The sequence below is a fragment of the Stenotrophomonas beteli genome (genome assembly GCF_001431665.1).
GTDB lineage: Bacteria > Pseudomonadota > Gammaproteobacteria > Xanthomonadales > Xanthomonadaceae > Stenotrophomonas > Stenotrophomonas beteli.
In genome coordinates, this window is sequence record NZ_LLXV01000002.1 from 1 (window position 1) to 12,525 (window position 12,525).

Annotated in this window: 12 protein-coding genes; 8 read left to right on the forward strand and 4 right to left on the reverse strand. The window is 67.4% G+C overall.

Annotated features, from left to right (window positions below; genetic code table 11):
- Positions 1-48: 48 nt before the first annotated feature.
- A complete protein-coding gene (rimO, locus tag ARC23_RS00510; protein ID WP_080392980.1) occupies positions 49-1,410 on the forward strand; it encodes a 30S ribosomal protein S12 methylthiotransferase RimO in 1,362 nt (453 codons plus the stop codon).
- Positions 1,407-2,243, forward strand: coding sequence for a DUF3025 domain-containing protein (locus ARC23_RS00515; protein WP_057495413.1), 837 nt, complete (start codon positions 1,407-1,409; stop codon positions 2,241-2,243). Before rimO ends, ARC23_RS00515 begins: the two co-directional genes overlap by 4 nt.
- Positions 2,244-2,400: 157 nt before the next feature.
- Here ARC23_RS00515 and greB read toward each other — a convergent pair whose 3' ends face one another.
- Together greB and ARC23_RS00525 are read right to left on the reverse strand one after the other, a co-directional pair.
- Positions 2,401-2,907, reverse strand: a complete 507-nt coding sequence (gene greB, locus ARC23_RS00520) for a transcription elongation factor GreB (protein ID WP_057495414.1) — start codon at positions 2,905-2,907, stop codon at positions 2,401-2,403.
- An 87-nt stretch (positions 2,908-2,994) separates the two neighbouring features.
- Positions 2,995-4,500: a helicase HerA-like domain-containing protein gene (locus ARC23_RS00525; RefSeq protein WP_057495415.1), complete on the reverse strand. Its 1,506-nt coding sequence runs from the start codon at positions 4,498-4,500 to the stop codon at positions 2,995-2,997.
- A gap of 122 nt (positions 4,501-4,622) precedes the next feature.
- Between ARC23_RS00525 and ARC23_RS00530 the strand changes: the two genes are divergently transcribed.
- Both ARC23_RS00530 and ARC23_RS00535 read left to right on the forward strand, forming a co-directional pair.
- A complete protein-coding gene (locus ARC23_RS00530; RefSeq protein ID WP_057495416.1) occupies positions 4,623-6,227 on the forward strand; it encodes a transglycosylase SLT domain-containing protein in 1,605 nt (534 codons plus the stop codon).
- Between the two features lie 22 nt (positions 6,228-6,249).
- Entirely contained in the window at positions 6,250-6,597 is a 348-nt protein-coding gene (locus ARC23_RS00535) for a ribonuclease E inhibitor RraB (RefSeq protein WP_057495417.1), read from the forward strand.
- 70 nt (positions 6,598-6,667) lie between these two features.
- On the opposite strand, the gene asd is transcribed toward ARC23_RS00535, so the two are convergent.
- Positions 6,668-7,510, reverse strand: a complete 843-nt coding sequence (asd, locus tag ARC23_RS00540; protein WP_057495418.1) for an archaetidylserine decarboxylase — start codon at positions 7,508-7,510, stop codon at positions 6,668-6,670.
- A complete protein-coding gene (locus ARC23_RS00545; protein WP_057495419.1) occupies positions 7,507-8,157 on the reverse strand; it encodes an SCO family protein in 651 nt (216 codons plus the stop codon). Before ARC23_RS00545 ends, asd begins: the two co-directional genes overlap by 4 nt.
- Positions 8,158-8,279: 122 nt before the next feature.
- Between ARC23_RS00545 and prmB the strand changes: the two genes are divergently transcribed.
- The 4 genes from prmB (at position 8,280) to ARC23_RS00565 (ending at position 12,459) form a co-directional block, all read left to right on the forward strand.
- Complete coding sequence (gene prmB, locus ARC23_RS00550; RefSeq protein ID WP_057495420.1) at positions 8,280-9,209, forward strand: 50S ribosomal protein L3 N(5)-glutamine methyltransferase; 930 nt, start codon at positions 8,280-8,282, stop codon at positions 9,207-9,209.
- The gene (aroC, locus tag ARC23_RS00555) at positions 9,206-10,309 is read left to right on the forward strand and encodes a chorismate synthase (RefSeq protein ID WP_057495421.1); all 1,104 of its coding nucleotides are present in this window, start codon (positions 9,206-9,208) and stop codon (positions 10,307-10,309) included. Before prmB ends, aroC begins: the two co-directional genes overlap by 4 nt.
- The gene (locus ARC23_RS00560; protein WP_057495422.1) at positions 10,302-11,339 is read left to right on the forward strand and encodes a 2-hydroxyacid dehydrogenase; all 1,038 of its coding nucleotides are present in this window, start codon (positions 10,302-10,304) and stop codon (positions 11,337-11,339) included. Before aroC ends, ARC23_RS00560 begins: the two co-directional genes overlap by 8 nt.
- A 91-nt stretch (positions 11,340-11,430) precedes the next feature.
- Positions 11,431-12,459 (forward strand): aspartate-semialdehyde dehydrogenase, encoded by a 1,029-nt coding sequence (locus ARC23_RS00565; RefSeq protein ID WP_057495423.1) that lies wholly within the window; start codon positions 11,431-11,433, stop codon positions 12,457-12,459.
- Positions 12,460-12,525: the final 66 nt, after the last annotated feature.

Sequence of the window (12,525 nt, forward strand, 5' to 3'; positions counted from 1 at the left end):
CCCCTGCCATGCCGGCAGGGGCCCAGGCCCCCAGAGTCCCGCGATTCCATGTCCCAGCTGAACCCCAAAGTCGGCTTCGTCAGCCTTGGCTGCCCGAAGGCTCTTGTCGATTCCGAGCGCATCCTCACCCAGCTCCGCTCGGAGGGCTACGACATCGTCCCGTCCTACGATTCGGCCGACGTGGTAGTGGTCAACACCTGCGGCTTCATCGATTCGGCAGTGACCGAGTCGCTGGACGCCATCGGCGAGGCGATGAACCAGAACGGCAAGGTCATCGTCACCGGCTGCCTGGGCAAGCGCCCGGAGCAGATCCGCGAGGCGTACCCGAACGTGCTGGCGGTGTCCGGCCCGCAGGACTACCAGAGCGTGATGGAAGCGGTGCACGAAGCGCTGCCGCCCAAGCACGACCCGTTCGTGGACCTGGTGCCGGACTACGGCATCAAGCTGACCCCGCGCCATTACGCGTACCTGAAGATTTCCGAAGGCTGCAACCACAAGTGCAGCTTCTGCATCATTCCGTCGATGCGCGGCAAGCTGGTCTCGCGCCCGGTGGATGAAGTGCTGCGCGAAGCCGAGCGCCTGGTGCGTGGTGGCGTGCGTGAGCTGCTGGTGGTTTCGCAGGACACCTCGGCCTACGGCGTGGACGTGAAGTACGCCGAGAAGATGTGGCGCAACAAGCCCTACCAGACCCGCCTGAAGGCACTGTGCGAAGGCCTGTCCGAGCTGGATGCGTGGGTGCGCATGCACTACGTCTACCCGTACCCGCACGTGGATGAGGTCGTGCCGCTGATGGCCGAGAACCGCATCCTGCCGTACCTGGACATCCCGTTCCAGCACGCCAGCCCGCGCATCCTGCGCCTGATGAAGCGCCCCGGTGCGGTCGAAAAGACCCTGGAACGCGTGCAGAACTGGCGCCGCATTGCCCCGGACATCACCGTGCGTTCGACCTTCATCGTCGGCTTCCCGGGCGAGACCGAAGCCGAGTTCGAAGAACTGCTGTCGTTCCTCGACGAAGCGCAGCTGGACCGCGTGGGCGCGTTCGCCTATTCGCCGGTCGAAGGTGCCACCGCCAACGACCTGCCCGATGCGGTGCCGGAAGAGGTGAAGCAGGAACGCCTGGCCCGTTTCATGGAAAAGCAGGCGCAGATTTCCGCTGCGCGCCTGGAGGCCAAGATCGGCACCGTGCAGCAGTGCCTGGTCGACGCCATCGAGGGCGATATCGCCGTGGCCCGCTCCAAGGCCGATGCGCCGGAGATCGACGGCCTGGTGCACATCCAGAATGCCGACCAGGTGCCGCTGCGCGTGGGTGAGTTCGTCGACGTGGAAATCACCGAGAGCGACGAGCACGACCTGTACGGTGACGCGCTGCCGGCCGCTACCCGCCCGGCATTCGATCTCAAGATGCTGTGACCGCGGCGACGACCGCCGCCGGTGACGGCAGCGGTGTCCGCCGCTTCGTGCCGCCGCCGCGTGCGGCGGTCGATCCGCAGGTGTTCGCGCACCCGGTGTTTGCCGGGTTGCGCGACGTCCATGACCTGCTGGCCAGTCCCGAGTGGCCGTCCATTGCAGCGCTCGATGCACGCCTCGCGCTGCCCGGCAAGCAGCTGGTCGAGCAGGATGCCACGCTGCTGGCCGACGGCCTGCACTACGAAGCCCGCATCGAACAGGGGCGCATCGCCACACGCGCCGACAACTGGCACGACCTGTTCAATGCACTGGTGTGGGCCCGTTACCCGCAGCTCAATCGGGCACTCAACGTGCAGCAGTGCCGGCATATCGAAGCCATGCCACCCGGCCAGCGCAACCGCGCGCAGGCCGCATTGACCCAGTTCGACGAAACCGGCGTGATCGTGCGTGTGCGTGATGACATGTCGCTGCGCGTGTGGGACGGGCATGACTGGCCTGCGTTGTTCGAGCCAACGCGCTGGCAGAGCGGTGCTATCGCCATCGCTGCGGTGTTCGGGCACGCGCTGATGGAGCAGGCGCTGCTGCCGGGCCGCCTGCTGGTCGGCAAGTGCGTGGTGGTGCAGGGTGATGCCGATGCTGCCTGCGTTGACGCAGTGACCGCTGCCATTGCCGAGGGCAGGGCAGTGACCGATCCACTGCAGCTGCGGCCCCTGCCATTGGCCGGTATTCCTGGCTGGCACGACGTGCAGGATTCCGCCTTCTATCGCAATGCCGACTACTTCCGCCCGCTGCGTGCCGGCCGCCAGTATCCGCCGCCGTTGCACGGCGCCAAGTAGAGTCGACTGTCAGTCGACTGCTCTTCGTTCCGAGGCCGTGAACGCCTGATAGATGGCTTCGGCGAGTCATCAACCGCGATGAGGATCGCGGTGCGTTTGCCGTCCGGCTGCGGAGGTTTGTGCCGCGCTTCGCGCGGTAGTCGACTGACAGTCGGCTCTACAACGGCGCGTATTCCACCCCGATCACCGCGAAGGTGAACTGGCCACCGGGCAGCTCCACCGAGAACTCGTCATCCAGGCGCTTTTTCAGCAGCGCCCGCGCCAGCGGCGAATCGATGCTGATCCAGCCCAGCCCCGCATCGGTCTCGTCCGGGCCGACGATGCGGTAGCGGCTGGTGTCGCCGCTGTCCACGTTCTCCAGCTCCACCCACGCACCGAAGAACACCGCCTGCGGATCGGTCGGCGTGGTGTCGACCACGCGCAGCGATTCCAGCCGCTTGGTCAGGTAGCGCACGCGGCGGTCGATCTCGCCCAGCTGCTTCTTGCGATAGGTGTACTCGGCGTTCTCCGAGCGGTCGCCCTCGGCGGCGGCGGCCGCCAGTGCCTTCACCACTTCCGGCCGTCGCACCCGCCACAGGTCGTCCAGTTCGGCCTTCAGCCGGGCGTGGCCGGCGGCGGTGATCAGGGCGGTGCTTTTTTCTGCGGGGGGACGCCAACGCGACATGCAATACGACTTCTTTTCTGGATGACGAATGGGGAGCGGGGTCGGAGCCCTCCCTGGCGGGAGGGCTCCGACCCCAGCCGTGGCAGATCAACGCTTGCCGCCGAAGATGCCACCCAGGATGCCGCGCACGATCTGGTTGCCCAGCTTGGTGCCGACGGTACGCGTGGTCTGCTTGGCCATGGTCTCGATCATGCCCTGGCGGCGCTTGGTGCCGAAGATCGCATCCTTGATCGCCTGGCCGAAACCGCCTTCCTGCGCCTCGTCCTGCTCGCGGCTGCGGGCGGCGGGCGCCTGTGCCTGCTCGACGCTCTTCTGCGCGCGCTGGGCCAGCAGTTCGGCGGCGGACTCGCGGTTGATCGCGGTGTCGTAGCGGGTGCCGACCGGGCTGCCGGCGCGCACCTGCGCGCGTTCGGCCTCGGTGATCGGTCCCATCCGGCAACGTGGTGGCGCGATCATCGTCTGCTGCACCGGCATCGGCACGCCCTTGTCCTGCAGCGTGGACACCAGCGCCTCGCCGGTGCCGAGCTGGCTGAGTACCTTGGCCACGTCCAGCTTCGGGTTCGGCACGAAGGTTTCGGCGGCGGTCTTCACTGCCTTCTGGTCGCGCGGGGTGAATGCACGCAGTGCATGCTGCACGCGATTGCCGAGCTGGCCAAGGATGTTGCCCGGCACGTCGTCGGGGAACTGCGAACAGAAGTACACACCCACGCCCTTGGAGCGGATCAGCCGCACCACCTGCTCGATGCGCTGCACCAGCGAGGCGGGCGCGTCATCGAACAGCAGGTGTGCTTCGTCGAAGATGAAGACCAGCTTCGGCTTGTCCAGGTCGCCCACTTCCGGCAGCTGTTCGAACAGCTCCGACAGCAGCCACAGCAGGAAGGTGGAATACAGCTTGGGCTTGAGCACCAGCTGGTCGGCGGCGAGGATGCCGATCACGCCGCGGCCGTCGTGGTTGACCCGCATGATGTCGGCCAGTTCCAGCGCCGGCTCGCCGAAGAAATTCTCGCCACCCTCCTGTGCCAGGCGCAGCACCGCGCGCTGGATCGCCGCGATCGACTGCGCGCTGACCAGCCCGTACTCGGTGGAGATGTCCTTGCGCTCTTCGGCCACCAGGCCGAGCAGGGCGCGCAGGTCATCCATGTCCAGCAGCAGCAGGCCACGGTCGTCTGCCAGCTTGAACACGATGTCGAGCACGCCGGCCTGGGTCTCGTTCAGTTCGAGGATGCGCGAGAGCAGGGTCGGCCCCATTTCGCTGACGGTGGTGCGCACCGGGTGCCCGAGCTTGCCGTACAGGTCCCAGAAGATGGCCGGGCTGGCGGCCGGCGCGTAGTCGGCCACGCCGATCTCGGCGGCGCGCTTGAGCAGGTTCTCGGCGCCGGTACCCGGCACGGCCAGGCCCGACACATCACCCTTCACATCGGCCAGGAACACCGGCACGCCCAGCCGCGAGAAGCCCTCGGCCAGGGTCATCAGGGTCACCGTCTTGCCGGTACCGGTGGCGCCGGCCACCAGGCCGTGACGGTTGCCGAGTTTCGGCAGCAGGGTGACGGCCACATCGTCGGTGATGCCTTTGCCGAGCAGAATCGGATCCATGGTCCAGCCCTTGTGGTGAGTAGCCCAATGTTAACCGCCGGCAGTGACGGTCCGAAGGTCCGCTTGCCCGGACCTTGGCGGCGCCGCTACTCTGCCTGCCTGTTTCGCACACAGTGCCATCAATGCCCGTTCCTGTCCTGATTTCCCGTGGTTGGCCGCTGCTGGCCCTGGCCGGCCTGGTTTCCCTGGCACCCGACGCCCATGCACAGCGGGTTTCGGCCCGGGACAAGGTGAAGGTGGATGCGCTGCAGCAGCGCATGAGTGCCGCCGAGAAGCGCTACAGCGACGCCCTGCTGAGGGTTGCCAACGCCGACCCCAAGGGCAGCAACGAGGCCGACGCTGCGCTGGAGGACATGGAAGATGTCCTCAACGACTGCGTGAAGCAGAAGGGCTGCCAGATGGGTACCCTGCTGGCCAGCTACAAGCGCCTGCTCAAGCACGACGCCGACGCCGCTGCCGGCGATGACGTGGCCGACGAGGGGGGTGACCGCCTGGAAGCCGACCCCGACCACATCGGCCCGCTCACTGCGGACGTGCCCGAGGCCGCGCGCGCTGCCGCCCTGCTGAACGACAAGCGGCACGCCTTCGACAGCATGGTCGAGTACAACCCGGCGGTGCAGGCCGGCATCCGCCGCTGGCTGACCGACATGCGCCCGGCGCTGCTGACCAGCTACGAGAACTACCAGAACCTGCGCGCGGTGATGTGGCCGGAGTGGGAAAAGCGCGGCCTGCCCGAGGCGCTGCTGTTCGGCATCATGGCCAAGGAATCCAACGGCCGCGTGCATGCTTCCTCGCGCGCCGGTGCCGCCGGCCTGATGCAGTTCATGCCGGCCACCGGCCGCCGCTTCGGGCTGGGCCCGGACGGTACCGGCTTCGATACGCGCTTTGACGCGCGCAGTGCTGCCGAAGCCAGCGCCAGCTACCTCAACGAGCGCCTGCGCGAGCTCAACAACAACGTGGAAATGTCGGTGGCCGCCTACAACGGTGGCGAAGGCCGCGCCGCGCGCGTGTTCAAGCAGAGCGCTGGCCAGAGCTTCTGGACCGACAGCGTCTACAACCAGTTCCCGGGCGAGACCAAGGACTACGTGCCGATGGTGATCGCCGCGGCCTGGATCTTCCTGCACCCGCAGCAGTACGGCGTGGAGTTCCCGAAGATCAGCGCGCAACCGGCCACGCTGCGCCTGGCCAAGTCCACCACCATCTACGAACTGACCATCTGCCTGGGCAGCCACGGCACCCGCGATGGCTACATGCGCGCGCTGCGCAACCTCAACCCGCGCTATGAAGCTGATGGCTGGATTCCGGCCGGTACGCTGATCAATGCCACCACCCGCATCGCCGGCCTGTACCAGCGCAACTGCGTCAGCGGTCCGCGTGCCGATCTGGCCCGCACGCTGATCACCGCCGATCTGAACGCGGCGATCAAGCGCCCGACCGCGGCCAGCTATACCGGCAGCGTGGCGGTGGGGGGCGTGGTGCCGGTGGCCGATGCCGCAGCGTCGACCAGCGTGCCGACCACACCGGTGGCCACGGTGGCGACGCCGCGTCCGGCCGCACGGCCCAAGCCGGTGCGCAGCCACAAGGTGGGCAAGGGCGAGACCCTGGGCGCCATCGCCGCGAAGTTCCAGTGCGACGTGCCGACCCTGGCCCGCGCCAACGGTCTCAAGGCGCCGGCCTACAGCCTGCGCCACGGCCAGACGCTGAAGCTGCAGGGCTGCGACAAGTAATTCCCCCGACCCTGGAACCCACATGGACCTTGAAGACACCCGCAACCTGTTCGCCAACCTCCGCGAAAACACCGACTGGGACATCAACGGCCCGTTGCTGTGGGGGTATTTCTTCGTGCACTCCACTGCTGAGCCGTTGCAGGCACTGGCAGAGCACCTGCAGGCGCAGGGCTACACCTTCGTGGAATTGTTCGAACAGGATCCGGAAGAGGGTGACACGCCGTTCCACGTGCTGCATGTGGAGCGCGTGGAGATCCACGACGAAGCCTCGCTGGACCGTCGCAACCAGGAATTCGCAGCGCTGGCCGCGGAACATGGCGTAGAGGACTACGACGGCATGGACGTCGGCCCGGCCCCGGCCCTGCAGTAACGACAAAAAGGGGACGGAGGGGATCAAGTCGCTTATGCATAAACGACTTGATCCCCTCCGTCCCCTTTTATCAGCGCAGCTTCGCCAGCGCCTGGCCCAGCTGCACCGGGCTTTCGGCACCCAGCTGCGGGGCGAACTCGGCCACGCCCGGCGGCAGCAGCACGATCACGGTCGAGCCGTAGTTGAAGCGTGCCATCTCGGCGAAGCGCTCCAGCCTGATGCCCTGCCCGCGATAGTCCTTGCGGGTGATGCGGTCGCCGTAGGCGGGAATCTCTTCGCCGCTCCAGACCGTTTCCACGCCCGACACCAGCAGCGCGCCGACCATCACGCTGACCATCGGGCCGAAGCTGGTGTCGAAGTGGCAGACCAGGCGTTCGTTGCGTGCGAACAGGCGCGGTACACCGTTGACGGCCGCCGGGCCGACGCTGAACAGGCGGCCCGGCACGTGCACGGTTTCGCGCAGGGTGCCGGTCCACGGCATGTGCACGCGGTGGTAATCACGCGGCGACAGGTAGACGGTGGCATACAGGCCCTCGTTGTAGGGCTTGGCATCCTCGGCGCTGCCCAGCAGTTCGGCGGCGGTGAACGACTGGCCCTTGGCCTGGAAGACGCGGCCGGCCTCGATCCTGCCCAGCTGGCTGATGCGCCCGTCGGCCGGCATCACCAGGCTGCGCGGATCGGCATCGGCCACGCGCGCGCCTGGCTTCAGTGCACGGGTGAAGAACTGGTTGAACGTGGCGTAGCTGCGCGGGTCGGGATTGGCCGCTTCGTCCAGATTGACGTTGAACTTGCGGGTGACCGTGTCGATCAGCCAGCGTGACACGCGCGGATCGTCCGAGTACGCCAGCGAGCGCGCCATCGAGGACAGCAGGCGATGGGGCAGGGCGTACGTCAGGGCGGTGGTGAGGCTCATGGGGCGGTTTTCTCGGTCAGCTTCTGCAGGTCGCGGGCGATCGCCGGCGCGTTGAACGGGGGGCGCACCAGGCCGGCGAGGCGGCCCTGCGGGTCGAGCACGGCCAGGCTGGCCGAGTGCTCGACGGTGTAATCCTCGGGGTTTTGCTCGAAGTGCTTGCCCGGCACCTTCTGGAACACGAAGCCCAGCGAGGTGGCAAAGCGCTCCAGCGAGGGGATGTCAGCACTGGCGGCCAGGGTGTCCTTGTGGAAGCCGTGCACGTACTCGCCCAGGCGGGTCGCACTGTCGCGGTCCGGGTCGACCGAGATGAACAGCACGCGCGGGCGCAGCGTGTCAGGCAGGGCTTCCCACTGGTTCTGCGCGCCGGCCAGCTCGGCCAGGGTGGTCGGGCAGACGTCCGGGCAGAAGGTGAAGCCCAGGAACACCAGGGTCCAGTGGCCCTTCAGTTCGCCCGGAATCAGGCGCGTGCCATCGGACTGGGCCAGGTTGAAGTCGGGCAGTTCACGCGGCAGGGGGTACAGCGTGATCGCTTCGGTGGCCGGGGCGTTGGCCGGCGGCTTCGGCGCGAACACCTGCTGGGCGGCCAGCAGGCCCAGGCCTGCCGCCAGGGCGATCAGCAGGATGATGCCGGCATTGCGATTGAACATGGGGGCCCCCGCGCGAAGTGGGCTCCACTATACCGGCTGTGGCCTGATCGTTTCCGCAGCAACGGATGCCGGCGCCGACGCCAGCCCCTATAATCGGGGGCCACTTTGCCCGCAGTACCGCCATGACCGCTGAAACGGCCGCCGAACTCCACACGATCATCGATCTGATCCGCTACGGCACCAGCCGTTTCAATGAAGCCGGGCTGACCTTCGGGCACAGCTACGACAACGCCCTGGACGAGGCCACCCAGCTGGTGCTGCACAGCCTGCACCTGCCGCACGACCTCGGCCCGGCCTACGGCCAGGCACGACTGCTGCAGGCCGAGAAGCTGCGCGTGCTGGAGCTGTTCCAGCGCCGCATCGACGAGCGCATCCCGGCCGCCTACCTGACCGGCGAGGCGTGGTTTGCCGGCCTGAGCTTCAAGAGCGATGCGCGCGCCCTGGTGCCGCGCTCGCCGATTGCCGAACTGATCGAATGCGGCTTCGAACCGTGGCTGGCCGGCCGTGACGTGCATCGCGCACTCGACCTGTGCACCGGCTCGGGCTGCATCGCCATCGCCATGGGCCACTACTACCCGAACTGGGAAGTGGATGGCGTGGACCTGAGTGATGACGCGCTGTCGCTGGCCGAAGAGAACAAGGAGCGCCTGCAGGCGCACAACGTCAGCCTGATCAAGTCCGATCTGTTCAGCGGCCTGACCGGCCGCCACTACGAGCTGATCGTCACCAACCCGCCCTACGTCACCAACGACGAGACCGATGCCCTGCCGCAGGAATACTCCTACGAGCCGGAAATGGGCCTGCGTGCCGGTGATGATGGCCTGGACCTGGTGCTGAAGATCCTGCGCGACGCCCCGCTGCACCTGAGCGAAGACGGCCTGCTGATCTGCGAAGTGGGTGAATCCGAACAGCACCTGATCAAGCTGCTGCCGGAAGTCGACTTCTCCTGGATCGAGTTCAAGGTCGGCCAGATGGGCATCTTCGCAGTGGAGTGCCGCGAGCTGATCGCACACAGCGCACGCATCACCGAACTGGCGGCGCAGCGCCCGTGAGCTCCAATTCGTTCGGCAAGCTGTTCACCGTCACCACGTTCGGCGAGTCGCACGGGCCGGCCATCGGCTGCGTGATCGATGGCTGCCCGCCGGGGCTGGCGCTGGATGCGGCCGAATTCACCCATGACCTGCAGCGACGTGCCACCGGCAAGAGCCGGCACACCTCGGCGCGGCGCGAGGCCGACGAGGTCGAGATCCTGTCCGGCGTGTACGAGGGACTGACCACCGGCACCCCGATCGCGCTGCTGATCCGCAACACCGACCAGCGCAGCAAGGACTACGCCAACATCGGCCAGCAGTTCCGCCCGGGCCATGCCGACTACAGCTACTGGCACAAGTACGGCATCCGCGACCCGCGCGGTGGCGGCCGCTCCTCGGCACGCGAAACCACCATGCGCGTGGCCGCCGGCGTGGTCGCCAAGAAGTGGCTGGCAGAACGCTTCGGCGTCACCGTGCGGGGCTACCTGTCGCAGCTGGGCGAGATCCGTCCGGCCGGTTTCGACTGGTCGGCGGTGGAAGACAACCCGTTCTTCTGGCCGCACGCCGACCAGGTGCCGCAGCTGGAGGCGTACATGGATGCGCTGCGCAAGTCCGGAGATTCGGTCGGTGCGCGCGTGGACGTGGTCGCCGACAACGTGCCGCCGGGCTGGGGGGAGCCGATCTACGGCAAGCTCGATGGCGATCTCGCTGCTGCGTTGATGAGCATCAATGCAGTGAAGGGCGTGGAGATCGGTGATGGCTTTGCCAGCGCTGCGCAGAAGGGTACCGAGCATCGTGATCTGCTGACCCCGCAGGGCTTTGCCAGCAATCACGCCGGCGGCATCCTCGGCGGCATTTCCACCGGCCAGCCGGTGGTCGCCTCGATCGTCCTGAAGCCGACCTCCAGCCTGCGCCTGCCGGGCCCATCGCTGGATACGGCCGGCAACGTGGTCGAGGTGGTCACGACCGGTCGCCACGACCCCTGCGTCGGCATCCGCGCGACCCCCATCGCCGAGGCGATGATGGCGCTGGTGCTGATGGACCAGGCGCTGCGCCATCGCGCGCAGTGCGGCGATGTCGGCACGATCACCCCGCGCATTCCCGGGCACATCGATGGCTGACACGCGGCCGACGGTGTGGGTGAGCCAGCCGCTGATCGAGGCGGCCATCGCGCCGCTGCGCGATCACGTGCAGCTGCGCGTCACCGACACCGTCACCGCCTGGTCGCCCGGCCAGATCGCCGAACAACTGGCCAGCGCCGAGGGCGCCATCATCACCCTCAACGAGCGCATCGGCGCAGCCCAGGTGGCCGACGCCGCGCAGCTGCAGGTGATCGCCAATGTCGGGGTCGGCTACAACAACCTGGATGTCGACGCGCTCAGCGCCGCCGGCATCCTCGCCAGCAATACGCCGGATGTCCTGACCGAGACCACTGCCGATCTCGGCTTCGCGCTGCTGATGGCCACCGCGCGCCGCATCACCGAGTCCGAGCGCTGGCTGCGCGAGGGGCAGTGGCAGCAGTGGTCGTTCCAGGCCATGCTCGGTGCCGACATCCACGGCAGCACGCTGGGCATCCTCGGCATGGGCCGCATCGGCCAGGGCATCGCCCGCCGCGGCGCACACGGTTTCGGCATGAAGGTGCTGTACCACAACCGGTCGCAGCTGCCGGCCGCGACCGAAGCCGAACTGGGCGCCACCTATGTGGACCTGCACACGCTGCTGGCGCAGTCCGATCACCTGCTGCTGGTGCTGCCGTACACGCCGGCCTCGCATCACATCATCGATGCAGCGGCGCTGGCGAAGATGAAGCCGTCGGCGACGCTGGTGAACATCGCCCGGGGTGGCCTGGTCGATGAGATCGCGCTGGCCGATGCGCTGGCCAACGGGCGGCTGGCCGCCGCCGGCCTGGATGTCTACGAAGGCGAGCCGAACGTGCGCCCGGAACTGCTGGCGCTGCGCAACGTGGTGCTGACCCCGCATATCGGCAGTGCCTCGCTGGCCACGCGCACGGCGATGGTGCAGTTGGCCGCGGACAACCTGCTGGCCGGGCTCGGCCTGGCCGGTGACACGGTGTGCATGCCGAGCGCGATCAACGCGGACGCCGCCATGGCGGCGCGCGTGGCACTGGGCAAAAAAACCGGGAAACGATAGGGAACCTCCGCGCATCCCGCTTGAGGAGGTTCCCCGAACCCTGCTGTCGTGCGTGAATTTTCCCTTCCCCGTCTTTTGTGAGAGTTTCCCCATGAGCAATGCACAGCGCAGTTTCCACGTCGCCATCGTCGGCGCCACCGGTGCGGTCGGCGAGACCATGCTGGCCATCCTGGCCGAACGTGATTTCCCGGTCGGCACCCTGAGCCTGCTCGCCTCCGAGCGTTCGGCCGGTGGCGAAGTCGAGTTCAACGGCCAGAAGGTCAAGATCCAGGACCTGGCCACGTTCGATCCGACGGGTGTCGAGATCGCCCTGTTCTCGGCCGGTGGCAGCGTGTCCAAGGAATACGCACCGAAGTTCGCCGCCGCCGGAGCGGTGGTGATCGACAATTCCTCGGCCTTCCGCTACGACGACGACGTGCCGCTGGTGGTGTCCGAGGTCAACCCGGACCAGATCGGTAACCGCCCGCGCGGCATCATCGCCAACCCGAACTGCTCGACCATGCAGATGCTGGTGGCGCTGGCGCCGCTGCACCGCAAGTACGGCATCGAACGCATCAATGTCTCCACCTACCAGTCGGTCTCCGGTGGCGGCCGATCGGCGCTGGAGGAACTGGGCAAGCAGACCGGCCAGCTGTTGAGCTTCCAGGAGATCGATCCGCAGCGCTTCCCGGTGCAGATCGCCTTCAACCTCATCCCGCACATCGACGACTTCCAGGACAACGGCTTCACCAAGGAAGAGATGAAGCTGGTGTGGGAAACCCGCAAGATCCTCGGCGACGACAGCATCCTGGTGAACCCGACCGCGGTGCGCGTGCCGGTGTTCTACGGCCATTCCGAATCGGTGGCGATCGAGACCCGTGACAAGGTCACCGTGGCCGAGGCGCGCGCGCTGCTGGAGCAGTCGCCGGGCATCGAAGTGGTGGATCGCCACGAAGCCGGTGGCTACCCGACCCCGGTCACCCATGCCTCGGGCACCGACGCGGTGTACGTCGGCCGTATCCGCGAGGACCTGTCGCACCCGCGTGGCCTGAATCTGTGGATCGTGTCGGACAATGTGCGCAAGGGCGCGGCATTGAACGCCGTGCAGCTGGCCGAGCTGGTCGCTGCCGAACAGCGCTGATGGAGAGGCCGGGCAATGCCCGGCCTTTTCTGTAGAGCCGAGCCCACGCCCGGCTCAGGCCATGCA